Here is a 25,511-nt window from a genome sequence, read left to right as displayed (position 1 = left end):
AGGGAGTGGGATGTCAGAGCCTTGGGCCCATTCGGGCGGACATTTGTTGGCCGAGCACTTGCAGGGCGTGGCGGGCGCGGCGGCCGAATTTGCGCAGGCCCTGGGGCCGGCATCAGCGCCTTGGGCCGAGCTGGCGGGTCGCTGGCACGACCTGGGCAAATACCGCCCCGGCTTTCAGCGGTACGTGCGGCAGGCCGAGGATGCGCATATCGAGCACCGAGTGGCGGGGCGCGAGAAAACGCATTCCGCTGCTGGCGCTCTGTGGGCGATGCAGCAACTCAACCAGTCCAAGCTGCCCTACGGCCATGTGCTGGCGTATCTGATTGCGGGACACCATGCGGGCTTGGGTGATTGGGACGAGGATTTGCGGCCCCGCCTGGCCTCGACCGACAGCGCGCAGGAACTGGCCGAGGCCCTGGCTGCGCAGCCGCCCGCAGCAGTTCTGGCAACGGATGGCTGGGTGCCCACGTTGCAGGGCATACCTGGCGGAGGCGAGGGCTTTGCGCTGTGGCTGCGCATGTTGTTCTCTTGCCTGGTCGATGCCGACTTTCTCGACACCGAGGCGCATTTCGACGCTGGCAAGCCCGAGCGGCGCGGCGGATTTCCCGCGCTGGCGCAGATGCACGCCACGCTGGCCGATTGGATGGCGGCGCGGCCCGTGGCGGCGACACCCGTCAACGCTCTGCGTGCCGACATCCTGCGCCAATGCCGTGCCAAGGCTGCGTTGGCTCCGGGCTTTTTCGCTCACCGTGCCCACGGGCGGCGGCAAGACGCTCTCCAGCCTGGCCTTTGCGCTCGAACATGCGTTGGCCCACGGCCAGCGGCGCGTGATCTACGCCATCCCCTACACCAGCATCATCGAGCAGACGGCAGACGTGTTCCGCAGCGTGTTTGCCGCTTTGGGCGATGAAGTGCTGGTAGAGCATCACAGCCAGGCCGAATCCGCACCCGAAAGCGAAACCGCGCGCAGCCGCCTGGCCTGTGAGAACTGGGATGCGTCGCTCATCGTCACCACCAATGTGCAGCTCTTCGAGTCGCTGTTTGCCGCCAAGACCTCGCGCTGCCGCAAGCTGCACCGCATCGCTGGCAGCGTCATCGTGCTGGATGAGGCGCAGCAGCTGCCGCCGGCGTTCTTGCAGCCGATTCTGGATGTGCTGAACCTGCTCGTGCGCCACTACGGCGTAACGGTGCTGCTGTGCACAGCCACGCAACCGGCGCTGGCCAGCACGGCGTATTTCGACGCCAGCAAGAACTTGCGCGGCCTGAACAACGTGTGCGAAATCATCGACGCCCCCGATGCTTTGTTCACGGCCCTGAACCGGGTGCGTGTGGAACTGCCTCAGGACTGGAACGCGCCCACGCCATGGGAAGACCTGGCCGCGCAGTTGAGCGCTGAAGATTGTGTGCTCGCCATCGTCAGCACGCGCAAGGCCGCACGCACCCTGCATACCCTGATGCCGCCGGGCACGCTGCACCTGTCGGCGCTGATGTGCGCCGCGCACCGCCAGGCCGTCATCACCCACATCAAGGAGCGGCTGCGGGCCAAGCGCGAAGGGCGCGACCTGCAGCCGCTGCGCGTGGTCAGCACCCAGCTGGTCGAGGCCGGGGTGGACATGGATTTTCCCGTGGTCTATCGCGCCTTGGCCGGGCTCGATTCCATCGCCCAGGCGGCAGGGCGCTGCAACCGCGAAGGGCTGCTGGCGGACAAGGGCCGCGTGGTGGTCTTCGTGCCGCCCGAGCCGCCGCCCAAAGGAACCTTGCTCAAGGCGGCGCAGGCCTGCGTGAGCACGCTGCAAGGGCAGCAGGCCGACCCGCTGGCGCGGCCGCTGTTCGAGCGCTATTTCCGCGAGTTCTATTACAGCCAGGCGTTGGATGCGCGCGGCATCGTGGGCAAACTCAAGGTCAATCCAGCTACGTTGGCGGTGCAGTTTCGCAGTGCCGCCGAGGCCTTTCGGCTGATCGACGATGCAGACAGCGCCAGCGTGGTCGTGCGCTACGCCGCGCAGCACGACAAGATCGAAAAACTGCTGCGCACCCTGCAAGCCGAAGGCCCACAGCGCTGGCTGATGCGCAAGCTGCAGCGCTACACCGTCAGTATCCCGAAACGAATGGCCGATAGATTGCACCAGCAAGGCAGCCTCTACCTGCCCATGCTTGGGCTGTACGCGCAGGTGGATGCGCACAACCTGTATGACGGCGTGCTCGGTCTGCTCGATGACGACGCGATCTATAACCCCGGCGGCTTTGCCATTTGAGAAAGAACACAGGAGGAGAACCCCCACCATGTCCCGCTTTTGCCTGCAAGTCGCTGGTCCCTTGGCCTGCTTCACGCGCCCGGAGATGAAGGTCGAGCGCGTGTCCTATGAGGTCATGACGCCGTCCGCCGCGCGCGCCGTGTTCGAGTCCATCTTGTGGAAGCCGCAAATCCGCTGGCGCGTGCAATGCATCGAGGTACTGCACCCTATCCGCTGGATGAATCTGCGGCGCAATGAGGTCAGCGCCGTGGTCTCCACGCGCAATGTGCAGCAGGCTATGGCGGCGGGCGGCGGCAACTTGGGGCTGTATATCGAGGATGAGCGTCAACAGCGCGCGGGCCTATTGCTGCGCGACGTGGCTTACCGCATTCACGCCGATTTGGAACTGACCGAGCGCAGCACCGATCCGCTGGCCAAGTACACCGAAATGTTCGCCCGCCGCGCACGCAAGGGCCGGTGCGTGAACCAGCCCTACCTGGGCTGCCGCGAATTTGCTGCGGACTTTCGGCTGGTGGAGGACGGTGAAGCGGTCATCCCGCCAATCACCGAAACCCGCCCTTTGGGCTGGATGCTGCACGACCTGGATTTCAGCAACCCTATCGATCCTCAACCGCGTTTCTTTGACGCCAAGCTGGAGGCGGGCCGGGTACAGGTGCCGCCTTTTTCGGAGACACGCGGATGATCTTGCAAGCGCTCAACGACTATTACCGTCGCAAGTGCGACGACCCCGACCCGGCGCAGCGCCTGCCTGATTTTGGAATTGAAACCAAGGAAATTCCCTTCATCCTGGATCTCAGCGCCGAGGGTGATCTGCTGCAAATCCGCGATACGCGCGAGCCGCAGGGCAAGAGGAAAGTGGCGCAGGCGTTTCGTGTGCCCATGGGGGTAAAGAAGACCTCGGGCGTGGCGGCCAATCTGCTGTGGGACACGCTGGAATATGTGCTGGGCGTGGACACCAAGGGCAAGCCCGAGCGTGTGGCCGAGCAGCACGCCGCCTTCCGCGCGCGCATCGCGGCCCTGCCCGCCACGGCCCAGGCCGATGCGGGCGCGATGGCCGTGCAGCGGTTTTTGCAGCGTTTTGACCCCAGCGCGCTGCAAAGCCACCCCGCCTGGGCCGAGATGCTGGAAGCCAATCCGCTCCTGAGTTTTCGCCTGCACGGCGATGTGGAGTTGGTCTGCCAGCGTCCCGCTGTGGTGCAGGCGGCACTGAACACGGCCACCGATGACGACGCGCCCCAGGCCATGTGCCTGGTGACGGGCGCTGTGGCACCGGTGGAGCGGCTGCACGCCGCCATCAAAGGCGTGTGGGGCGCGCAGACCTCAGGGGCGAATATCGTCTCGTTCAACGCCCGTGCCTTCGAGTCCTACGGCAAGACCGAGCGCCAGGGCGAAAACGCCCCCGTCGGCCGCGCCGCCGCCTTTGCCTACACCACGGCCCTGAACCACCTGCTGCGCAAGGATTCGCGCCAGCGCATCCAGGTGGGCGATGCGTCCACGGTGTTCTGGGCCGAGCGGGATTCTGACTTTGAAACCGCGCTGGCCGACATTTTTGGCGACCCGCCCAAGGACGATCCTGATCGAGGAAAAGAAGCTGTCCATGCGCTGCTGGGCGCCATCCACAGCGGCAAACTTGCTGGTCCAGAGGGCGAGACGCGCTTTCATGTGCTGGGCCTGGCGCCCAACGCCGCGCGCATCAGCGTGCGCTTCTATCACTGCCTGCCGCTGCGCGATCTGGGGCGGCGCATCGCCCAACATTTTCATGACCTGGCGCTGGTACGCGGGCCGCACGATGCGCCGTACCCCTCGCTGTTTCGCCTGCTCACCGCCGTGGCGCTGCAGGGCAAGGCCGACAACATCCCGCCCAGCCTGGGCGGCGCCATCGTCGATGCCGTGCTGGGCGGTGAAAACACCCCTACCCGCGCCTGTGGCTCAACGCCGCCGTGGGCCGCTGCCGCGCCGAGCAGCAGGTGACGTATGCGCGCGCCGCCGCCCTCAAGGCTTGCCTGAACCGCCAGATCCGTTTGCACCCCCGTGAAGAAAAGGAATTTTTGCCCATGCTCGACCCCGACAACACCCACCCCGCCTACCGGCTGGGGCGGCTTTTCGCCGTGCTGGAAAAAGCCCAGGAAGAAGCCAGCCCGGGGCTCAATGCCACCATCCGCGACCGCTACTACGGCGCGGCGTCCAGCACCCCGGTGGCGGTGTTCACCACCTTGTTGCGGCTGAAGAACGCGCACCTGAAAAAGCTCAGCCCCGGTCGTGCGCAGTGGTTTGAAAAGCTGTTGGGCGAGGTGTTGGCCCCCGTTGCCGACTTCCCCGCGCACCTGACCCTACCCAATCAGGGCCGCTTTGCCCTGGGCTACTACCACCAGCGCCAGGATTTCTTCAGCAAGAAACCCGACACCCCCACCAACGACCCCACCCCAGGAGATGCGGCATGAGCCTGAACCAACGCTACGACTTCGTCCTCGTTTTCGAGGTGCAAGACGGCAACCCTAATGGCGACCCCGATGCGGGCAATATGCCGCGCCTGGATGCCGAGACCGGCCACGGCCTGGTGACCGATGTGGCGCTCAAGCGCAAGGTGCGCAACTTTGTCGGTTTGGTGAAAGACCAAGCCGAACGCGTGCCCGAGCCGGGCGAGAAGCGCTTTGAGATCTACGTGCGTGAAAAAGCCATCCTGAACCAGCAGCACGAGCGCGCCTATTCGGCATTGAATCTGGCTCCAGCCCAGGAGGAGAAAGCGCAAGAAGCTCTTGAATTGGGAGCGGATGACGGTAAAAAGAAAAAACTGCTAAAGACAAACGCAAGGGTAGCGCCGACGAAGTGAGCTTGGCGCGCCAGTGGATGTGCCAGAACTTCTTTGACGTACGCACCTTCGGCGCGGTGATGTCCACAGGCATCAACTGCGGCCAGGTACGCGGCCCAGTGCAACTGACCTTTGCGCGCTCGGTTGAACCCATCGTCGCGCTGGAGCATTCCATCACCCGCATGGCCGTGGCCACCGAGGCCGAGGCCGAAAAGCAGCAAGGTGACAACCGCACCATGGGCCGCAAACACACCGTGCCCTACGGGGTGTATGTGGCGCATGGCTTTGTCTCGTCCTTCCTGGCCAAGCAGACCGGCTTTGGCTCAGACGACCTGGAATTGCTGTGGCAGGCGCTGTCTCAAATGTTCGAGCATGACCGCAGCGCCGCCCGGGGGCAGATGGCCACGCGCGGGCTTTACGTTTTGCCCACGACAGTGAACTGGGTAACGCCCCGGCGCACGCGCTGTTCGAGCGTCTGACGGTCACGCCGCGTGCGGCCGATCAGGTGGCGCGCAGCTTTGATGCCTACAACGTGGCCTTTGATGGCGAGGGGCTCGCTGTCGGGGCTGAAGTACAAGCCGCACCGGGAGTCAAGCTGCGCCGCGTTTGCTGAAGGGGCGGTCATGAAAATCCTGCCCACCCAATTCGATGGTGCAGCCATCCGTCGCGTGTACGACCAGGAGACGGGCACTTGGTGGTTTTCCGTCATCGACATCGTGCAGATCCTGACGGACTCCAACAATGCTCGCCGCTACTGGTCCGACCTCAAGCGCAAGCTGGTGCAGGAGGCGGGTTCAGAGCAACCGTACGCTGAAATCGTACAGTTGAAATTGCCTTCGGCGGACGGCAAGCAGCGTGAGACCGACTGCGCCAGCGCGCAAACCCTTTTGCGTCTGGTGCAATCCATCCCCAGCCCCAAGGCCGAGCCCATCAAGCTGTGGCTGGCCAAGGTGGGCTACGAGCGGATGCAGGAAATCGCCGACCCGGCCCAGGCGCTCGACCGCGCGCGCCAGACCTGGCAGCAGCTCGGCCGCAGCGACAAGTGGATCCAGCAGCGCATGACCGGGCAGGAAACGCGCAACAAGCTCACCGATTACTGGAGTGAGCACGGCGTGCAGCAGGGGCGCGAGTACGCCATCCTCACCAACCTGATTCACCAGGAATGGGCGGGCCTGTCGGTGGCCGAGCACAAGACGAAGAAGGGTCTGCAAAGCCAGAACCTGCGCGACCACATGAGCGAGGCCGAGCTCATCTTCACCGCCCTGGCCGAGCTTTCCACGCGCCAGATCGCCGAGCGGCAGGACGCCACCGGCCTGCAGGAGAACAAGGGCGCCGCCCAGGCCGGTGGCCGTATCGCCCGCCAGGCGCGCCAGCAGCTGGAAGCGCAAACGGGGCAATCGGTGATCACCGGCGCCAACTATCTGCCGCCTGCTGCTGATAGCGCAGCACCGCAGCTCCAGCCGCCCAAGGCGAAATCCGCCCGTGCACCAACAAAAAAACATAGTGGCTTGCCCAATGTCCACGCCCGTTAGCGTCGAATTGGATCCTATCCCCTGTCTGCCCTGCAGCACTGGGCCTACTGCCCGCGCCATTGCGGCCTGATCCATTTGGAGCAGGCGTTTGACGACAACCTGCACACCCTGCGTGGCCAGGCCGTACATGCGCGGGCCGATCAGCCCGGCGTGCAAAGCGCCAAGGGCGTGCGCGTGGAGCGGGCCCTGCCGCTGTGGCATGACGCACTGGGGCTGATCGGCAAATCCGACGTGGTCGAGTTCTTGCCAGACGGCACGCCCTACCCTGTGGAATACAAGTACGGTAGCCGCCACAAGGCGCCGGCCATTGCCGCCTGCGACGACCTGCAGCTGGCCGCGCAGGCGCTGTGTCTGGAGTTCATGACCGGCAAGGCCGTGCCCGAGGGCGCGCTGTACTACGCCAGCTCACGCCGTCGCCGCGTGGTGCCCATCACCGCAGCCCTGCGCCAGGACGTAGAAGACACCGCACAGGCCGTGCGTCGCATGCTGGCCAGCGGGTTTTTCCCCGCCTCTGACTGGCGACGCCGCGCAGCAGCGCTGCAAAGGCTGCTCACTGCAAGAGCGCTGCCAGCCGCAGGCGACAGCGGCGCTTCTGGCCGCAGCGCGGCGCAGCCTGTTCGACCCCGAGGCCTGACGCCCGCCATGCAACTGCTCAACACCCTCTACGTCACCCTGCCGGACGCCTGGCTGCGTCTGGACAACGACACCCTGCGCATCGAGGTCGAGCGCGAAACACGGCTGCGTGTGCCGCTGCACCACCTCACCGCCGTGGTCTGCTTTGGCCACGTCGGCCTGTCCGCGCCCCTCATGCACCGTCTGCCCGACGAGGGTATCGCCCTGGTGCTGCTGGACGCCAACGGACGCTTCAAGGCGCGGCTTGAAGGCGCCGTGAGCGGCAATGTGCTGCTGCGTCAGGCGCAGTTTGCGCGCGGCGCGGATGCGGCCTTCACACTCGACATGGCGCGCAGTTTTGTCGCCGGCAAGATCAAAAACACCCGCCAGGTCTTGCAGCGCGGCGCCCGCGAAGCCAAGTCCGAGGACGAGGCAGGGTGCTGGCCCGCCTGGCCGACGACTTGGCCGCCAGTCTGCGCGCCTTGCCGGAATCCACAACGCTGGATGCCGTGCGCGGCGTGGAAGGCGAGGCTGCGCGCCAGTATTTCAGCGGCCTGCCCTTGCTGCTTCGCCCGGATCAGCGCGAGCACTTCTCCATGCAAGGCCGTACCCGCCGCCCGCCGCGCGACCGCTTCAACGCCCTGCTGTCCTTTTTGTACGCCATGTGGATGAACGACTGTCGCAGCGCCCTGGAGGCCGCCGGGCTCGACCCGCAAGTGGGCTTTTGCACGCCCTGCGCCCGGGGCGCGCCGCGCTGGCGCTGGACGTGATGGAGGAATTCCGCCCCTGGGCCGATCGCCTGGCGCTCACCCTCATCAACCGAGGGCAGGTTCAGGCCGATGATTTTGATCTGCGCGAAGGCGGCGGTGTGACCCTGCAGGGCGACGCTCGCAAGGCCGTGGTGGTCGCCTACCAGGAGCGCAAAAGGACGAAATCACCCATCCACTGCTCGCGCAAAGCCTTCCCCTGGGTCTGGTGCCGCTGGTGCAGGCTCGGCTGCTGGCCGGGCGCTGCGCGACGACGCCATGCCCTATCTGCCCTTCGTGCCCAAGTAAAAGAAAACGCCATGCTGGTGCTGGTCTGCTACGACGTGAACACCGAAACCAGCGCCGGTCGGCGCCGCCTGCGCCGCGTGGCCAAGGTGTGCGAGAGCACGGGGCAGCGGGTGCAAAAGTCCGTCTTTGAATGCCAGGTGGACGTGGCGCAATTCGAGACTCTGGAGCGCCGGTTGCTGGCGGAAATCAATCCCGATCAGGACTGTTTGCGCCTGTACCGCATGCCGCAAACCCGGGGCTTTGAAGTGCTGGAGCATGGCAGCTTCAAGGCCGTGGATTTTGATGGGCCGCTGGTGCTGTAGGGCATGGGTGCCATGCTATCGTGAGCGCCGCGAACCTGAAGTGATGGCGTTGCATCAGGCAGGTTCGCGCGCTTCGTAAGGTATTGTTGCCAAATGGTTTTTCTTTTTCACATGCGATCTTTGTCTGTCCCTTTGATGGGGCGGCGGGAGTTCGCGCTCGATAAGGAAAAGTGACGAGTTGGCAATGCCTTGGCAACGAGGTGCATCGCCCGCCAGCAATGGCGGGCGCGGATTGAAACATCGCATCGCCGGCTTTCTGCGCTTCGGTCTTTGGCATCGCCCGCCAGCAATGGCGGGCGCGGATTGAAACTCGCCGCGAGATGGCCGAATTGAAGGCGCGCAGGCCCGCATCGCCCGCCAGCAATGGCGGGCGCGGATTGAAACAAAATCAGGCTCTACCACCGTGGCGCAAGTGCCGAGCATCGCCCGCCAGCAATGGCGGGCGCGGATTGAAACGCCCTGCCGCTAACGCAGCTCCTACCGGGCTGGAGCATCGCCCGCCAGCAATGGCGGGCGCGGATTGAAACCGGTGAGCGTGCGGCACAGGCTGGATGGGTGATCGGCATCGCCCGCCAGCAATGGCGGGCGCGGATTGAAACATTTCCACCCCGTAGGCTTCGGCCGCGCGTGCCAGGCATCGCCCGCCAGCAATGGCGGGCGCGGATTGAAACATCCGCAGCCTGCTGCGCACCAGCCGCTACCAGCGCATCGCCCGCCAGCAATGGCGGGCGCGGATTGAAACATAGGCGACGGCGTTGTAGCGCAGGCTGGAAGTCAGCATCGCCCGCCAGCAATGGCGGGCGCGGATTGAAACGCTAACGGTGCCGGAAGGCGTCGATTCTGCACAGCATCGCCCGCCAGCAATGGCGGGCGCGGATTGAAACTTCTTGCTGGTGACCTCGCGCCGGTAGCGGTCGAGCATCGCCCGCCAGCAATGGCGGGCGCGGATTGAAACAACGTCACCCCACAGTTCCCCCGCCCTTGAACAGGCATCGCCCGCCAGCAATGGCGGGCGCGGATTGAAACGACGTGCTGACAGTCAAGACCCTGCTTGGCCTGCGCATCGCCCGCCAGCAATGGCGGGCGCGGATTGAAACTAAGCGTGCATAGTCAAGCAAAAAATATACCCGGCATCGCCCGCCAGCAATGGCGGGCGCGGATTGAAACTCCAAGGGGCGCCGCAGAGGCCGCCGGCGCCGGCATCGCCCGCCAGCAATGGCGGGCGCGGATTGAAACTGGATCGTGACTGGAATGCGCAGCGTGAGCGCCGTGCATCGCCCGCCAGCAATGGCGGGCGCGGATTGAAACAGTGCCCTTTACGAAACAGTGGTGGTGCCGGCCTGGCATCGCCCGCCAGCAATGGCGGGCGCGGATTGAAACTTCGCGCCGCGCGCGTGGTCGGCGCTGGCCTGGACGCATCGCCCGCCAGCAATGGCGGGCGCGGATTGAAACACCAGCAACGCCACGTTCGACCTGGGCACGGGCCTGCATCGCCCGCCAGCAATGGCGGGCGCGGATTGAAACGATAGCAACGTCGAGAGAGGCGCAAGAGGATCAGGCATCGCCCGCCAGCAATGGCGGGCGCGGATTGAAACGAAAAGATCGGGCTGGGCAACATTGATCTATCGAGCATCGCCCGCCAGCAATGGCGGGCGCGGATTGAAACCACTGTGACTCCCCGGTTTCGCAGCGTGCGCATCGCATCGCCCGCCAGCAATGGCGGGCGCGGATTGAAACAGGATCTCGATGCCGCGCGTGCCGGTGCCGAACATGCATCGCCCGCCAGCAATGGCGGGCGCGGATTGAAACCTCGCGTCCTACCCCCCATCAACACGGGCGTCGGGCATCGCCCGCCAGCAATGGCGGGCGCGGATTGAAACCACTGTGACTCCCCGGTTTCGCAGCGTGCGCATCGCATCGCCCGCCAGCAATGGCGGGCGCGGATTGAAACCCACAGGGGAATGATTAACGCTCACCGCCGCCCCGCATCGCCCGCCAGCAATGGCGGGCGCGGATTGAAACAGGATCTCGATGCCGCGCGTGCCGGTGCCGAACATGCATCGCCCGCCAGCAATGGCGGGCGCGGATTGAAACCCTCTGTGAACTGCATTTTCGTAGCAGTTCGGTGCATCGCCCGCCAGCAATGGCGGGCGCGGATTGAAACTCACCCTGCCGGCGCTCGGGCTGACGGTCACCCAAGCATCGCCCGCCAGCAATGGCGGGCGCGGATTGAAACGCCTACAACGTCGGCGTGAAGGGCATGGCCGGCTGCATCGCCCGCCAGCAATGGCGGGCGCGGATTGAAACATGACGCGCAGGAGGGCACGCCATGAGCACCCTCGCATCGCCCGCCAGCAATGGCGGGCGCGGATTGAAACTCGATCTCAGAGAAGCGCTGATCCGCGACCGCGCCGCATCGCCCGCCAGCAATGGCGGGCGCGGATTGAAACTGCATTGGGCAACACACTGCGGGCATGCAGCCGCGCATCGCCCGCCAGCAATGGCGGGCGCGGATTGAAACAGTACCGCGTGACCGGGGAGGGCGTCGATTTCACGCATCGCCCGCCAGCAATGGCGGGCGCGGATTGAAACCTCGGGTGGTGCTGTGATGGCCGCGCCCGAATTTGCATCGCCCGCCAGCAATGGCGGGCGCGGATTGAAATACGCCGACCACGGCTCGCTAGTGGTACGAGCGCGGCATCGCCCGCCAAGATTGAAGTCCAACCAACAGACCAGTATCTTGGTGCGCTTCCAACGAAAAAGCCCCTGGAGGCGAGCTCGGAGGGCGACCGATGTGGCGCAGGGGCTACTTGCCCGCGCGGTAGGCGTCCACCACCGCCTTGCCCTCGGGCCCGGCCTTGTCCAGCCATTCCTTCAGCATGGTCTCGCCCACCTTCTGCATGTCGGCCTTGAGCTGGGCCGAGGGCGGGTAGACCGTCATGCCGTTCTTCTTCAGCAGATCGAGGTACTCGCCCGTCTTGCGCTCGCTGGCGGTCCAGCCGCGCTGCTCGGCCTCGGCGGCGGCTTTCAGCAGGCCGTCCTGCGTTGCCTTGTCGAGTGCGTCGAAGGCCTTCTTGTTGGCGATGACGGCGTTTTTGGGCAACCAGGCCTGCGTGTCGGCAAAGAATTTCAGGTGCTCGTAGGTCTTGGTGTCGTAGCCGGTGGAGCCGCTGCTCATGTAGCTCTCGACCACGCCGGTGGCCATGGCCTGCGACAGCTCGGCCTGCTGCACGGTCACCGGCTGCGCGCCCACCAGTTCGCCGATGCGCGCCGTGGCGGGGCTGTAGGCGCGCCACTTGATGCCCTTCATGTCAGCGGCGCTGGCCACCTGCTTCTTGGTGAAGATGCCTTGCGGCGGCCAGGCCACCGCGTACAGCAGCACCATGCCCTGCTCGCCCAGCTTCTTCTGCAGGGTAGCCTTGCTGGCCTGGTACAGCTTGAAGGAGTCGGCGTAGCTGGTGGCCAGGAAGGATGCCGTCGATGCCCCACAGCGGCCACTCGTTCTGGAAGTTGACCAGCAGGATTTCGCCCGCCTGCGCCTGCCCACCCTGCACCGCGCGCTTGATCTCGGGCGCCTTGAACAGCGAGGCGTTGTCGTGCACCTGGATTTTCAGCTTGCCGCCGGTGGCGGCGTCCACGTCCTTGACGAACTGCGCCAGGTTCTCGGTGTGCATGTTGCTGGCCGGGTAGGCGCTGGGCAGATCCCACTTGGTCTGCGCGCCGGCCGACACGGCCAGGCCGGCGAGCAGCGCGCCCGACAGGGCGTGGAGGGTGCGTCGAGTGAGTTTCATGGGTGCTTTCCTGAATGGGTGGAAACCCCCAAGCATGGCGCATGCCAGCAGCGCCGCCAACGGGGAAAACCTGAATCAGCCCACAGCGCCGCCGCCATGGACTGCCCAGCAGGAGGGCTTGAATTGCAGGGATGCCCGGAGGGCCGCGCCCGCTTCCGCGGCCAGTCCGCGTACCATGTCGGGGCCGTGCGACCAGGCCGTGCGGGCAGCCACGCCCTGCTAAAGGGTGCTTTTATTTTAATAGCTGCTCGCGCTGGCCCAGCAAGCGCTGCAGGCCATTTTTACTTGTAAATTGCGATGCCGAACAAGACCTACTCCTCTCCCCGCTGGCAGTTCTGGATCGACCGCGGCGGCACCTTCACCGATATCGTGGCGCGCCGGCCCGACGGCGGCATCGTCACCCACAAGCTGCTGTCGGAAAACCCCGAGCAGTACAAGGACGCCGCGGTGGCCGGCATCCGCCATTTGCTGGGGCTGGCGCCGGGTGCGCCGATCACGCCGCTGCAGGTCGAATGCGTGAAGATGGGCACCACGGTGGCCACCAACGCACTGCTGGAGCGCAAGGGCGAGCCGACGCTGCTGGTCACCACGCGCGGCTTCCGCGACGGCCTGCGCATCGCCTACCAGAACCGTCCGCGCCTGTTCGACCGCCACATCGTGCTGCCCGAGCTGCTGTACAGCGCCGTGGTCGAGGCGCAGGAGCGCGTGGATGCCCATGGCGACGTGATTCAGCCGCTGGACGAATCGCTATTGAAAGAAGAGCTGCTCGCGCAGTATCGGAAAGGCCTGCGCAGCGTGGCCATCGTGTTCATGCACGGTTACCGCCACAGCGCGCACGAGCAGGCGGCGGCGCGCATTGCGCGCGAGGTCGGCTTCACGCAGATCAGCACCAGCCACGAAACCAGCCCGATGATGAAATTCGTCAGCCGCGGCGACACCACGGTGGTCGATGCCTACCTGTCACCCATCCTGCGCCGCTACGTCGAGCAGGTGGCGGCCGAGATGCCGGGGTGAAGCTGTTCTTCATGCAGTCGTCAGGTGGCTTGACGGACGCGATGGCCTTCCAGGGCAAGGACGCGATTCTCAGCGGTCCGGCGGGCGGCATTGTCGGTATGGCCCGCACGGCCGAGATCGCCGGCCAGCCCAAGGTCATCGGCTTCGACATGGGCGGCACCAGCACCGACGTGAGCCACTACGCGGGCCAGTTCGAGCGCGAGTTCGAAACCCAGGTGGCCGGGGTGCGCATGCGCGCGCCCATGATGAGCATCCACACGGTGGCGGCGGGCGGGGCTCGATCCTGCAGTTCGACGGCGCGCGCTTTCGCGTCGGCCCCGAGAGCGCGGGCGCCAACCCCGGCCCGGCGAGCTACCGGCGCGGCGGCCCGCTGGCGCTGACCGATGCCAACGTGATGGTCGGCAAGGTGCAGCCGGCGCACTTTCCCAAGGTGTTCGGCCCCGCCGCCGACCAGGCGCTGGACGCCGACGTGGTGCGCGACAAGTTTGCCGACATCGCCCGCCCCACAGGCCGACTGCCCGAGGACGTGGCGCACGGCTTCATCCAGATCGCCGTGCAGCAGATGGCCAACGCCATCAAGAAGATCAGCGTGGCGCGCGGCTACGACGTGACGCGCTACACGCTGCAGTGCTTCGGCGGTGCCGGCGGCCAGCACGCCTGCGGCGTGGCCGACGCGCTGGGCATGACGCGCGTGCTGGTGCATCCGCTGGCGGGCGTGCTGTCGGCCTACGGCATGGGCCTGGCCGACCAGAACGTGATGCGCGAGACGGCGGTGGAACTGCCCCTGGCGCTCGACCACATCGCCCCCATGCGCGACACGCTGGGCGAACTGGCGCTGGCCGCGCACGAGGAGCTGGCGCGCCAGGAAGTCAGCCGCGGCGACATCCGCGTGCACCGGCGCGCGCACGTGCGCTACGAAGGCACCGACTCGGCGCTGATCGTGCCGTTTCCGAACCTGCACGGCGGCCACGAGATGGGCGGAATGGGCGACGAGCAGGTGCTGCACGAGCTCACGCGCGCGTTCGAGGCCGCTTACCGTCAGCGCTTCGCCTTCCTGATGGAGGGCAAGGCGATGATCGTCGAGGCGGTGTCGGTCGAGGCGGTGATCGCCGGCGATGCGCCCTCGGAGGCGCGGCACCCGCTGCACGAGCCGCGCTCCGTGCCGCAGCGCGACACGGTGCGCATCTACACCGCCGGGCTGGATGGCCAGGCCGCTTGGCACGACGCCGCGCTGATCGTGCGCGAGGACCTGCGCCCCGGCGATGCCATCGACGGCCCGGCCATCATCGCCGAGCAGAACGCCACCACGGTGGTGGAGCCCGGCTGGCGTGCCAGCCTGACGACGTTCGACCACATCCTGCTGGAGCGCACGGCGCCGCGCGCCGTCACCTACGCCGCCGGCACCACGGTGGACCCGGTGCTGCTGGAAGTGTTCAACAACCTGTTCATGAACATCGCCGAGCAGATGGGACTGCAGCTGCAGAACACGGCGTACTCCGTCAACATCAAGGAGCGGCTGGACTTCAGCTGCGCGCTGTTCGATGCCGAGGGCAACCTGATCGCCAACGCGCCGCACATGCCGGTGCACCTGGGCTCGATGGGCGAGAGCATCAAGACCGTGATTGCGCGCAACGCGGGCAGCATGCAGCCCGGCGATGTGTACGTGCTGAACGACCCGTACCACGGCGGCACGCACCTGCCGGATATCACTGTCATCACGCCGGTGTACCTGCAGGAGCACCAGCAACCGATCTTCTACGTCGGCTCACGCGGCCACCATGCGGATGTGGGTGGCATCTCGCCCGGCTCGATGCCGCCGTTCTCCACCCGCATCGAGGAGGAAGGCGTGCAGATCGACAACGTCAAGCTGGTCGATCAGGGCCACCTGCGTGAAAGGGAAATGCTGGACCTGCTGGCCAGCGGCGAATACCCCAGCCGCAACCCGCAGCAGAACATGGCCGACCTGAAGGCACAGATCGCCGCCAACGAGAAGGGCGTGCAGGAGCTGCGCAAGATGGTCGAGCAGTTCGGCCTGGACGTGGTGCAGGCCTACATGCGCCACGTGCAGGACAACGCCGAGGAAAGCGTGCGCCGCGCCATCACCAAGCTGGCCGCGCGCATGCAGGGCGGGCAGTTCACCCTGCCGCTGGACAACGGCGCGCAGATCCAGGTGGCCGTCACCATCGACGGCACGGCGCGCAGTGCCAGGGTGGATTTCACCGGCACCTCGCCGCAGCAGGCCAACAACTTCAACGCGCCCACGGCGGTGTGCATGGCGGCGGTGCTGTATGTGTTCCGCATGCTGGTCGATGACGACATCCCGCTCAACGCCGGCTGCCTGAAGCCGATCGAGGTGGTCATCCCCGAAGGCTGCATGCTGCGGCCCAGTCCGCCGGCCAGCGTGGTGGCGGGCAACGTCGAAACCTCGACCTGCATCACCAACGCCATCATCGGCGCACTGGGCCTGATGGGCGCCAGCCAGTGCACGGTGAACAACTTCACCTTCGGCAACGACCGCTACCAGTACTACGAGACCATCTCGGGCGGCTCGGGCGCCGGGGGCCTGTTCGACGACAACGGCCAGCTGGTGGGCGGCTTCCCGGGTACCAGCGTGGTGCAGACGCACATGACCAACTCGCGCATGACCGACCCCGAGGTGCTGGAATGGCGCTTCCCGTGCGGTTGGAAAGCTATGAGATCCGCAGCGACTCAGGTGGCCAGGGCCAGTGGAATGGCGGCAACGGTGGCGTGCGGCGCCTGCGCTTCCTGCAGCCGATGACCGCCAGCATCCTCAGCAACGGCCGCGTGCGTGGCGCCTTCGGCATGGCGGGTGGTGGCGAGGGCGCCACCGGCATCAACCGCGTGGTGCGCGCCGACGGCACGCAGGAAGAGCTGCAGCACATCGGCAGCGCCGAGATGCAGCCGGGGACATCTTCGAGATCCACACGCCGGGTGGCGGCGGGTTCGGCGCCGCCTGATGGCGGCCGCCTCGCCGGTTCAGGCCGCCGGCAGATCGAACACCAGGCAGGTGGTGGTGGCGTGCGCGTACAGCGTGCCGTCCGGCCCCACCAGCCGCGCCTCGGCCGTGGCCAGCTGGCGCCCGCAGTGGATCACCTGGCCCTCGGCGCGCACGCGCGGCACCTTGGGCGTGAGGGCCTTCACCAGGTTCACGCCCAGCTCTGCCGTGGTGTAGGCGCGCCCGGCCGGCATCAGGGTGTGCACGGCGCAGCCCAGCGCCGAATCCAGCAGCGTGGCAAACCAGCCGCCGTGCACCGTGCCCATGGGGTTGAGCAACTGCGGCCCCGGCGTGCCCTGGAACACCGCGCGGCCCTTGCCGACCTCGACCATCACGAAGTCGAGCGTTTTGGCAATCGCCGCGTAGGGCAGCGTGCCGTCCAGCACGCCCTGCATCAGCTCCAGCCCCGTCAGGCCGGCGATCTGGTCCATGCGCGCCACGCCGGGGCCGGGACCTTTTTCGAGGCGTTCGAGAATCGCCTTTTCATCGGCAAGCCATTGGTCGAGATGGTTCTGGGTCATGGTTCGTCTCGGGTTTCCCTGTGGCACATGATGCACAGGCTTCAAGTCGACGTCAGTCGCGCGCGCAACTCGGTTTTCAACACCTTGCCGTAGTTGTTCTTCGGCAGCGCGCTCACGAAGATATAGCGTTTGGGGCGCTTGAAGCGGGCGATCTCGGCCAGGCAATGCGCGTCGAGCGCGGCCTCCGTCACGTCCGCACCGGCCTGTAGCACGACGAAGGCGACGACGTTCTCGCCCCATTCGGCATCCGGCTCGCCCACCACCGCCACCTCTGCCACGCCGGGGGCGTGCAGCAGCGTCTCTTCCACCTCGCGCGGGTAGATGTTGCTGCCGCCGCTGATGATCAGGTCCTTGCTGCGGTCCTTCAGGGTCAGGTAGCCGTCGGCGTCGAGCGCGCCCATGTCGCCGGTGAACAGCCAGCCGTCCTTCACGGCCACGGCCGTGGCTTCCGGGTTGGCCCAGTAGCCGGCCATCACGCTGTCGCCTTTGACCACGATCTCGCCGATCTCGCCCAGCGGCAGGTCGCGCCCTTCGGCATCGGTCACGCGCACGCGCACGGGCGTCTGCGCCACGCCGATGCTGGCGATGCGGGCCAGGTAACGGGGGTGGGCGGAGTTCGCCAGGTCGGCGCGCGACAGCACGGTGCCGACCATCGGCGTTTCGCCCTGGCCGTAGATCTGCACGAAGCGCGGACCCATCACGCGCAGGGCGCGCTGGATGTCGGCCACGTACATCGGCGCGCCGCCGTAGACGATGGTCTTGAAGCTCTGTGCGCAGTCGGCGGGCGACAGGGCCTGCTGCTCGGCCTCGTCCACCAGCCGCCCGACGATGGTGGGCGCGGCGAACAGCGACAGCGGCCCAATGGCACGCCCGAGCGCGAACAGCTCGGCCGGATCGACCCCGCCCGAGGCCGGCACCACGTGGCGCGCGCCGGCCATCAGGTGCGGGATGGCGTAGATGCCGGCACCGTGCGAGATGGGTGCGGCGTAAACGATGGCGTCGCCCTGCGCCACTGGATCGACATCGACGTGGTAGCCCAGACCCATGGTCATCAGGTTGCGGTGCGTCAGCATCACGCCCTTGGGGCGGCCGGTGGTGCCGCTGGTGTAGAACAGCCAGGCGGTGTCGCCCAGGTCGCGCTCGGCCAGGGGCACGGCGAAGGGATCGGGCACGGGCGCGAGCAGGGCGGCGGCTTCGTCGCTTTCCAGGTCGATCTGGCGCTCGATGCGGGCCAGCGGCTCGGGCGCCACGTCGCTGGTGACGAAAGTCCAGCGCGCGCCGCAGTTGGCGGCGATCCATTCCACCTCGCGCGGGTGCAGCTTGGCGTTGACCGGCACGGCCACCAGCCCGGCCCACCACAGGCCCCACAGCACCTCCAGGTAGCGCGGGTGGTTGCGTGCGAACAGCAGCACGCGGTCGCCCGGCTGCAGGCCTGCTTCACGCAGGCGGCTGCCAGCCCCGCACTGCGCGCGGCCCACTGCCCGTGCGTGGCATGCAGCGCCGCGCCTTCAAGGATGGCGGGCGAATCGGGGCGCTGGCGCGCCTGGCGCAGCAGCAGGTGGGCCAGGGTCATGGGTGTCTCCTCGTTCCGTACGGTGATGTGCTTGCCGATTTTGGGTAAAAACGGCCTTCAGCGCTTGTACAGCAAGCGACAGCAGCTATCAATAAAGAAGCGACCGCGGTCGCTGGCGTCAGATCGGGAATGGCCCGTCGAACGCCTGCACGTGGCTGAAGTGGCAGGCGATGCCGTCCTCGGGCGTCCAGCGGTACAGGCCGATCATGGGCGGCTCCAGCCGCACGGCCAGCGGTGCGTTGGGGTTCAGGTCCAGCTCGATCTGGTGCGAGGTGGAGGGCGCCACCACCACCGGCGCGCCACCCAGCGCGCCCAGGATGGGGCGGTGCATGTGGCCGGCGGCCACCAGCTGCACCTGGCCATGCGCGGCGATCAGGCGCGCCAGCTCGGCGCGGCCGTGGCGCAGGCCGCAGTCGTCCATCGCCGCCATGCCGGTCAGCATGGGCGGGTGGTGCATGAAGATCAACACCGGCTGGCCGGCCAGCGATTGCAGCGTGGTCGCCAGCCAGTCGAGCTGGGCGCTGCCCAGTTCGCCGTGCGGCTGGCCGGGCACCACGGTATCCAGGCCGATGAAGTGCAGGCCACCATGCTCGGCCTTCACGCACACCAGCCCGGGCGGCAGGTTGTCGGGCGCGGGCATCCAGTCGGCCAGGTGCTGGCGGGCGCGCAGCGGCAAATCGTGGTTGCCGCCCACGGCCAGCACGCGCGGCTGGTGGTGGCGGTGGCCGGGCAGTTCCTCGTCGAACAGCCGGCGCAGCGTCTGGTAATCGGCATCGGCGCCCGATTCGGTCAGGTCGCCGCTGAGCAGCAGCACATCGGCCGGCGTGCCCAGCCCGCGCACATGCGCCAGCGCGCGGCGCAGCGCCGCGGCCGGCTCGATGCGGCCGACCAGCCCGCCGGGGTCGAGACCCAGGTGGGCGTCGGTGAGGTGGGCGATCAACATGACGAGCGAATTGTCATCGGCTTGCAGGCAGCGGCGTGGGTGGCCGGGGCGCCGGTGCGCAATAGTTGCGCCCCATCGCGGAAATCGGCACGCCACGCCGATGCCAGTGTGAATGATCAGGTCGGCACCGTGTAGTTCAGCGCCATGCGCCCGCCGTCCACCATGATGATCTCGCCGGTGATGTAACTTGATGCATCGCTGGCCAGGAAGGCCACCACGTCGGCGATCTCGCTCGGCTCGCCCAGGCGCTTGAGCGGCGTGCGCATCATGATCTTGTTCTTCGCTTCCTCGCTGGTCAGCACCGCCTTGGCGGCCAGCTCGGTGGCGATGGTGCCGGGGCCGACGGCGTTGACGCGCACGCCCCGGTCGGCCAGCGCCAGCGCCATGGCGCGCGTGAGCTGGTTGATGCCGCCCTTGCTGACGTTGTAGCTGGCGATGTTGGGAATCGCCAGCACGCTGTTCACGCTGCTCATGTTGACAATGCTGCCGCGCCCGGCCCTGGCCATCTCGCGCCCCACGGCCTGCGCGACGAGAAACGAGCCCTTCAGGTTGACGCGCAGCACGGCGTCGAAGTCTTCCTCGGTCACGTCGAGGAAGTCGGCGGCGCGGAAGATGCCGGCGTTGTTCACCAGCACGTCGATGCGGCCGTGCGCCTGCATCACCTCGGCCACCAGCGCGTCGACCTGGGCCTTGTCGCCCACGTCGCAGTGCACGTAGCGCGCCTGCAGTTCAGCGGCCAGTGCGCGGCCGCGCTCATCGGCCAGGTCGGCGATGACGACCTGTGCGCCTTCCTGCGCGAAGCGGCGCGCACAGGCTTCGCCAATGCCCTGCGAACCGCCGGTGACGATGGCGACGCGGCCCTGCAGGCCGAAGCGGATGGCGGTGGAAGATGCGGTCATGGGGCTCCTCGGTTTTCATGAACAAAATGGCCGCCAGCGCCCGCTAGTAGGGCGCGAGCAGCTATCAACAGCATAGTAAACGATCATGGCGCGCCGCCGCCTTGTTCCAGGTGCCGGGCCAGCGCCTCGTGGCCGGCGCGGCGCGCGTGCTCGATGGCGCTCACGCCCTGGCGGTCGGTGCGGCGCGCATCGGCACCGGCGCCCACCAGCAGGCGGGCCATGCCCACGTCGCCGCGCCGCGCGGCCAGCATCAGCGCCGTGCGGCCGCTGGCGTCGCTGGCGTTCACCGGCGCGCCGCGTTGCAGCGCGTCGCGCGCGGCGGCGATCTGCCCTTGCGTCGCCGCGGCCAGCAGGCGCTGTGCCGGCGTCAGCGCCGGGGCGCGCGGTGCGGCCTGCGGCGCGGGCGCGGCATCGGCGGGGTCGGCCGCCATGTCCATGGCGGAGCCGGGCCGCTGCAGGCCGGGGAAGGCGCGGGGCGCAGTGGCTGGCGCGGTGGGCGCGCGGTCATGTTCATACGCCACGTCGGGCGCCGCGAACTCGCCGCCGGGGCCGGGGCGGCGGGCGGCATCGCGCGTGGGCGGCGGGGCGGCCGCATCAGGTGCCGGCGGTGCGGCGGTGGGCGCGGTCGGGGCCGGTTCCTGCGTGGCGGCGGCGGCGGGCGCACGGCGCGGGGTGGGTGCGTCTGCGGGGCGCTGCGGCGCGTGGCGGCGCGGTCGTCGCGGGCGGGTGCCGGGGCTTGGCACGCGGCGCGGGCGCGGGCTTGGCGGCGGGCGCGGGGCGGGGCGCTCGGCCGCGCGTTCGCGGGCCGGCCCTGCGGCCGCTTCGCCGCTCGCGCGGAGTGGTTCGGCCGGCGCGGCCACGGGCGGTGGCGCGGGTGGCTCAGGTGAGGCAGGTGGCGGCAGCGCGCTGGCTGGGGCGGGTTCGGGCACGGTTTCGGCAGACGGCGCTGCCGCCACGGCGTCGCTGGCCGTCGGTTCGGAGGGCGCGGGGTCGGCCACCTCAGCAGCCGGTGCGCCGCGCTGACCCAACGCCACGGCCTGGTCGGCCGGATCGCCGCGGTCGAACTGCAGCGCCAGCAGCGCGGCCAGGCCCAGCACGGCCACGCTGGCCACGGCGGGGATGAACCAGCGGCGGTCGTTGGCCGCCTCGGCCGCGGCGGCGGCGCGCAGCGGCAGTTCAGAGGCAAATTCGGCCTCAGCTCTTGCTGTGTCTGCGCTGGAAGCTATTTTTCGATAGCAATTTCATCCGGGTTCTCGGCCGCATCGGCGTGCTTCCACGCCGTCACCTCGGCCTGCGCCAGCACGGCGGCGCGCAGGTCGGCACTGGGGCCGGCGCCCTGGAGCGCCGCGGCCTCGTGGTAGCACGCGACGAGTTCGTCCTCGGTCGGGCGCGGCATCGGGTCGGGGGTCATGCCATGGTCTCCAGCGTGCGGCGCAGCGCGGCGCGGGCGTAGCGCAGGCGGCTCCTGGCGGTTTCGAACGGCACGCCGGTGGTGCTGGCGATGTCGGCCACGCTCATGTCGGCCTCGGCCTGCAGCAGAAAGGCCTCGCGTTGCTCGGGCGGCAGGGCGTCCAGCGCGGCCAGCAGCTGCGCCGCCTGCTGGCGCGTCTCGATGCGGCGCACCGGGCCGAAGCCGGAGGGCGCGGCCAGCGTGTCGGCCAGGGTCTGGCCGGCGTCGTCGCCCGCGGGCGCATCCAGGCTGGCCTGCGGGCGCGTGGCGCGCAGGTGGTCAACCACGCGGTGCCGCGCGATGGTGAACAGCCAGGTGGTGAAGCGCGCCAGCGGCAGGCCGGGGGCCGAGGCGCGCGGCGCGTACTGCCCGGCCTGGCGCGCCACGCTGAACCACACCTCCTGCGCCAGGTCGTCGGCCGTGGCGGCATCGCCCGTGCTTCGAAGAATGTAGCGCCACACGCGCGCCGCGTGGCGGTCGTACAGGGTTTCGAACGCGGTAGCGTCGCCGCCGGCGTAGGCGCGCATGAGCTGCTCATCGGCGGTGGCGGCCTGCACGGACATGGGGCCGATTATGTCGACGCCCCGCGCCCGCGCCATCACCCGTGCAGGGCAGGTTCAGCGCCACGCCGGCGGGTCGGGCACGTAGCGCGCCGACGGGGCGTCGGGGAAGGCGTCTGGCCGGCGCCGCGCATCGGGCGGGATGATGCCCAGCGCCATCAGGTTCTCGCGGCTGTCGTAGCGGAGGGTGATGACTTCGTCGGGCTGCGCGCTGCGGCGCTCGAACGTGGTGTGGCGGGTGTACGAGGCTTCGCGCGCGCCATGGCCGGTGCCCAGCTGGGGCGACGCGGGGAGCGCTGGCGCGCGGCGGATTCGGCGGCCGGGCCGGCGGCATCGGCGCTGGCAGCGGGTGCGCCGCCGCCGAAGCGCCCGTCGCGCGGCCAGGGCCGGGGCGCGATGGGTGGCGGCGGCGGCACCGCCTTCTCGCGGAACACCGCCACGCCGATCACGCCCACATGGTCGGGCCGGCCGGTGCGCGCGGCGTAGGACTGCGGCAGCGCCGTGAAGTGGAACGCCGCCACCTCGGCATCGCTCTTGCGCCAGCCGGTGATCTGCGCCGTCTGCCGACGCGCCAGCACGTAGCCGGTCTGCTCCCAGGAGGCGGTGTCGCCGCTGATGACGTTGACGCCGTCCACCGCCATCACGCCCAGCACGCGGCCCGGCGCGGCGTTGCGCACCTCGATCGCGTAGCGCGCGCCGGGGCGCCCGGCGATCCACCACTCGCCTTGGTGGCGGTACACGGGCAGGGTGGCGCCGCTGTCGCGGTCGATCACGTTGACGTCGACCAGCCCGCCGACGGCGTGGGCGGGCAGGGCGGTGAGCAGGCCGGCGGCCAGGGCCAGGGCGGACAGCAGCGGGGGCAGGGGTTTCATGCGGGGCTCCAGAAACAAGTGTTGGAGTCTGCTGAAACGGCGCCGCCGCGCCAACGGGGTCAAGCGCGGGCGGCGAAAGTGTGACGAATCGTCAATACGGCTCGGCGCGCTTGCCCTTGGGGATGGTCAGCACCACCGACAGCGCGGCCAGCGCCACCATCACCCCGTTGAAGCCCAGCGCCACCATGGCGGCCTGGCGCACGGCCAGGTTGTCCTGCCGGCCGGGGAAGGGGATCACGCCCTCCAGCCAGGGCGCGCCGGTGCTGCTGATGGCGGTGAAGATCGAGCCCGAGATGGCCACGCCCAGCGCCGAGCCGAGCGACGAGGTCATCTTGTAGATGCCGGCGCCCGCACCCGCCTGCGCCGCCGGCAGGCTGGACAGCGCGGCGTCGGTCGACGGCGTGGCGTAGAAGGCCAGGCCGATGCCGAACAGCGTGAAGCCGATGACCGACAGCACGCGGTACTGCTCCAGCAGCAGGTTGGCGGGCGACAGCAGAGCAATGGCCAAGCCGGTGATCAGGCAGCCCCACAGCATGGGCTGGCGCGGGCCGAAGCGCTGCAGCAGCTTCTCGCCCACGCGGATGAACAGGATGATGGCGATGGCGTAGCCCAGCGTCAGCAGGCCGGCCTGCCGGGCGCTCATGCCGCCGCCCAGTTGCACCAACTGCAGCGCCACCAGCAGCGTGCCGGCCACGGTGTTGAGCAGGAAGTTGGACAGCGCCGCGCCGGTGTAGGTGCGGCTTTTGAACAGGCTGAAATCGACGAAGTTGTGGCGCCCGGGCCGCGTCTCCAGCCACACGAACAGCGCGCCCAGCACCAGCGTGGCGGCGGCCAGGCCCAGCGTGGCGGCGCTGGCCCAGCCGAGCTTGCTGCCCTGGGTGATGAACACCTCCAGCGCGATCATGGTCAGCATGAACAGCAGCACGCCGGCCAGGTCGAACCTGGCGTTGTCGCTGCCTTGCGCCTTGCTTTCGGGCGCGCCGCGGATCATCCACAGCCCCAGCAGCGCCACCGCGATGGAGGTGAAGAAGATCGCGCGCCAGCCGAACTGCGCCGCCATCAGCCCGCCGAACAGCGAGCACAGGCCCGACGCGCCCCAGGAGCCGATCGACCACATGCTGACCGCGCGCTGGCGCCCGGCGTCCTGCCACCAGGTCTTGATCAGCGCCAGCCCGGCCGGCATGATGCACGCCGCCGACAGCCCCTGGATGGCGCGCCCCAGCAGCAGCACCGGCGCGGCCAGCGCGCCCGCCGGCGCCAGCGCCACCAGCAGCGAGCCGGCGATCGACAGCCCGAAGCCCAGCCGCATGATGCGCATGCGCCCCAGCCGGTCGGCCAGGCCACCCATCACCACCGTGAAGATGCCCGAGAACAGCGAAGTGAGCGACACCGCCACGTTCATGGTGCCCGAGGCCACGCCCAGGTCGCGCCGCATGTCGGGCGCCACGTTCAGCATGGTCTGGGCGAACAGCCAGAAGGTGACCAGCCCGGCGATCATGCCGAACAGCAGCCGGTCGTTGCCCTGGAAGGCGGCGGCGGGCGGGGCAGCGGATGGAGTGGTCATGGCAAGGGGGCAAGCATGCGCCCGAGAGATGATGGTTTGATGATCATCACATCGCCCACGGCCCGCTGTCTTGCGCCAGCGCAGGCGCGGTGCGTTACGCTCGGTGCGCCGTTGTCCACCCGCCACGCCCGCCCATGACCGCATCGCCCGCCGCCGAGATGACCCTGCCCGAACTGTTCACCGGCGCCGACGGCGTGGCGCGTTTTCGCGATCTGCGCGTGCCGCTGAGCGAGGGCACGCCGGCGGCCCGCCTGTCGGCCTTGGCGGCCTCGGGCGGCAGCCAGTTCCGCTGGAGCCCGGTGGGCTTTGCCAGCGACTTCCACTGCACCACCACGCCGCAGTGGCTGGTGGTGCTGCAGGGGCAGATGGAGATCGGCCTGCAGGACGGCAGCACGCGCGTGTTCGGGCCGGGGCAGTGCTTCTACTCGAACGACACCCTGCCGCCCGGCGCCATCTTCGACGCCGCGGTGCACGGCCACCGCAGCCGGCAGGTGGGCGATGAGCCGCTGGCGACACTGTTCGTGCGCGCGCCGCGGTGACGGTGCCTGGGGGCGTGCTTCAACAAATACTCCCCTATATATGGCTGGCAGCGCTTGGTGGACGGGATCTGAGCAAGCATACTCCCCATGAGTGAGCGCAGACCGGTCGAGCTGCACGCAGCTCGACGACGGTTCCCGGTTTCCACCTCAAGACGTTGGCCATCGTCATCCCGGCGCAAGCCGGGATCCATGCGCTGCGCACGC

At 68.3% G+C, this 25,511-nt stretch carries 18 protein-coding genes, 5 pseudogenes and 1 CRISPR repeat array; of the genes and pseudogenes, 13 read left to right on the top strand and 10 right to left on the bottom strand.

The genetic code is table 11. The features are described 5' to 3' along the window. Positions 1-10 precede the first annotated feature (10 nt). The 11 genes and pseudogenes from H0I39_RS21535 to cas2 all read left to right on the top strand — a co-directional run. Positions 11-499 (top strand): annotated as a pseudogene (locus H0I39_RS21535) (CRISPR-associated endonuclease Cas3''); the annotation flags it as partial. 250 nt (positions 500-749) lie between these two features. Continuing rightward, a complete protein-coding gene (locus H0I39_RS03845) occupies positions 750-2,255 on the top strand; it encodes a CRISPR-associated helicase/endonuclease Cas3 (RefSeq protein WP_308645763.1) in 1,506 nt (501 codons plus the stop codon). Next, positions 2,215-2,937, top strand: coding sequence for a type I-C CRISPR-associated protein Cas5c (gene cas5c / locus H0I39_RS03840; RefSeq protein WP_444547264.1), 723 nt, complete (start codon positions 2,215-2,217; stop codon positions 2,935-2,937). The genes H0I39_RS03845 and cas5c overlap by 41 nt, the downstream gene beginning before the upstream one ends. Further along, positions 2,934-4,226, top strand: a complete 1,293-nt coding sequence (gene cas8c, locus H0I39_RS03835) for a type I-C CRISPR-associated protein Cas8c/Csd1 (protein WP_257645603.1) — start codon at positions 2,934-2,936, stop codon at positions 4,224-4,226. Before cas5c ends, cas8c begins: the two co-directional genes overlap by 4 nt. Next, a complete protein-coding gene (locus tag H0I39_RS21530; RefSeq protein ID WP_308645762.1) occupies positions 4,196-4,696 on the top strand; it encodes a type I-C CRISPR-associated protein Cas8c/Csd1 in 501 nt (166 codons plus the stop codon). The genes cas8c and H0I39_RS21530 overlap by 31 nt, the downstream gene beginning before the upstream one ends. Beyond that, on the top strand, positions 4,693-5,085 hold the full coding sequence (locus tag H0I39_RS24575) for a type I CRISPR-associated protein Cas7 (protein WP_257645602.1): 393 nt from the start codon (positions 4,693-4,695) through the stop codon (positions 5,083-5,085). The genes H0I39_RS21530 and H0I39_RS24575 overlap by 4 nt, the downstream gene beginning before the upstream one ends. Next, positions 5,082-5,543 (top strand): type I-C CRISPR-associated protein Cas7/Csd2, encoded by a 462-nt coding sequence (cas7c, locus tag H0I39_RS24570; protein ID WP_308645761.1) that lies wholly within the window; start codon positions 5,082-5,084, stop codon positions 5,541-5,543. Before H0I39_RS24575 ends, cas7c begins: the two co-directional genes overlap by 4 nt. A gap of 144 nt (positions 5,544-5,687) precedes the next feature. Next, entirely contained in the window at positions 5,688-6,596 is a 909-nt protein-coding gene (locus tag H0I39_RS03825; protein WP_180549619.1) for a BRO-N domain-containing protein, read from the top strand. A gap of 75 nt (positions 6,597-6,671) precedes the next feature. Beyond that, a pseudogene (cas4, locus tag H0I39_RS21515) lies at positions 6,672-7,571 on the top strand (CRISPR-associated protein Cas4); the annotation flags it as partial. Between the two features lie 74 nt (positions 7,572-7,645). Next, positions 7,646-8,067: pseudogene (gene cas1, locus H0I39_RS21510) on the top strand (CRISPR-associated endonuclease Cas1); the annotation flags it as partial. A 207-nt stretch (positions 8,068-8,274) separates the two neighbouring features. Then, on the top strand, positions 8,275-8,565 hold the full coding sequence (cas2, locus tag H0I39_RS03810; RefSeq protein ID WP_180549618.1) for a CRISPR-associated endonuclease Cas2: 291 nt from the start codon (positions 8,275-8,277) through the stop codon (positions 8,563-8,565). Positions 8,566-8,767: 202 nt separating this feature from the next. After that, positions 8,768-11,228: a CRISPR direct-repeat array (repeat unit 37 nt; unit sequence GCATCGCCCGCCAGCAATGGCGGGCGCGGATTGAAAC). Positions 11,229-11,371: 143 nt separating this feature from the next. Here the strand turns inward: cas2 and H0I39_RS03805 are convergent. Next, positions 11,372-12,356 (bottom strand): annotated as a pseudogene (locus H0I39_RS03805) (TRAP transporter substrate-binding protein). 297 nt (positions 12,357-12,653) lie between these two features. Between H0I39_RS03805 and H0I39_RS03800 the strand changes: the two are divergent. Then, positions 12,654-16,348: pseudogene (locus tag H0I39_RS03800) on the top strand (hydantoinase B/oxoprolinase family protein). Between the two features lie 19 nt (positions 16,349-16,367). On the opposite strand, the gene H0I39_RS03795 reads toward H0I39_RS03800, so the two are convergent. The 9 genes from H0I39_RS03795 to H0I39_RS03755 form a co-directional block, all read right to left on the bottom strand. Further along, the gene (locus H0I39_RS03795) at positions 16,368-16,907 is read right to left on the bottom strand and encodes a PaaI family thioesterase (RefSeq protein WP_180549617.1); all 540 of its coding nucleotides are present in this window, start codon (positions 16,905-16,907) and stop codon (positions 16,368-16,370) included. Positions 16,908-16,948: 41 nt separating this feature from the next. Further along, positions 16,949-18,385, bottom strand: a complete 1,437-nt coding sequence (locus H0I39_RS03790) for an AMP-binding protein (RefSeq protein WP_308645759.1) — start codon at positions 18,383-18,385, stop codon at positions 16,949-16,951. Between the two features lie 213 nt (positions 18,386-18,598). Next, positions 18,599-19,423 (bottom strand): metallophosphoesterase, encoded by an 825-nt coding sequence (locus tag H0I39_RS03785; RefSeq protein ID WP_180549616.1) that lies wholly within the window; start codon positions 19,421-19,423, stop codon positions 18,599-18,601. Between the two features lie 116 nt (positions 19,424-19,539). Next, a complete protein-coding gene (locus tag H0I39_RS03780) occupies positions 19,540-20,322 on the bottom strand; it encodes an SDR family NAD(P)-dependent oxidoreductase (protein WP_180549615.1) in 783 nt (260 codons plus the stop codon). Between the two features lie 83 nt (positions 20,323-20,405). Further along, positions 20,406-21,434 (bottom strand): ankyrin repeat domain-containing protein, encoded by a 1,029-nt coding sequence (locus H0I39_RS23695; protein ID WP_180549614.1) that lies wholly within the window; start codon positions 21,432-21,434, stop codon positions 20,406-20,408. Between the two features lie 110 nt (positions 21,435-21,544). Continuing rightward, the gene (locus H0I39_RS03770; RefSeq protein WP_180549613.1) at positions 21,545-21,733 is read right to left on the bottom strand and encodes a hypothetical protein; all 189 of its coding nucleotides are present in this window, start codon (positions 21,731-21,733) and stop codon (positions 21,545-21,547) included. After that, complete coding sequence (locus H0I39_RS03765) at positions 21,730-22,335, bottom strand: sigma-70 family RNA polymerase sigma factor (protein WP_257645600.1); 606 nt, start codon at positions 22,333-22,335, stop codon at positions 21,730-21,732. Before H0I39_RS03765 ends, H0I39_RS03770 begins: the two co-directional genes overlap by 4 nt. 155 nt (positions 22,336-22,490) lie before the next feature. After that, the gene (locus H0I39_RS03760; RefSeq protein WP_257645599.1) at positions 22,491-23,204 is read right to left on the bottom strand and encodes a hypothetical protein; all 714 of its coding nucleotides are present in this window, start codon (positions 23,202-23,204) and stop codon (positions 22,491-22,493) included. Between the two features lie 91 nt (positions 23,205-23,295). Next, on the bottom strand, positions 23,296-24,768 hold the full coding sequence (locus tag H0I39_RS03755; RefSeq protein ID WP_180549612.1) for an MFS transporter: 1,473 nt from the start codon (positions 24,766-24,768) through the stop codon (positions 23,296-23,298). 134 nt (positions 24,769-24,902) lie between these two features. Between H0I39_RS03755 and H0I39_RS03750 the strand changes: the two genes are divergently transcribed. Then, complete coding sequence (locus H0I39_RS03750) at positions 24,903-25,307, top strand: cupin domain-containing protein (protein WP_257645598.1); 405 nt, start codon at positions 24,903-24,905, stop codon at positions 25,305-25,307. The last annotated feature ends 204 nt before the right edge of the window (positions 25,308-25,511 follow it).

The sequence above is a fragment of the Ottowia beijingensis genome (genome assembly GCF_013423955.1).
In the GTDB taxonomy this organism is placed as follows: domain Bacteria; phylum Pseudomonadota; class Gammaproteobacteria; order Burkholderiales; family Burkholderiaceae_C; genus Ottowia; species Ottowia beijingensis.
Note: the sequence above shows the minus strand (reverse complement) of the source record. Positions and strands in the feature narration are given on the sequence as shown.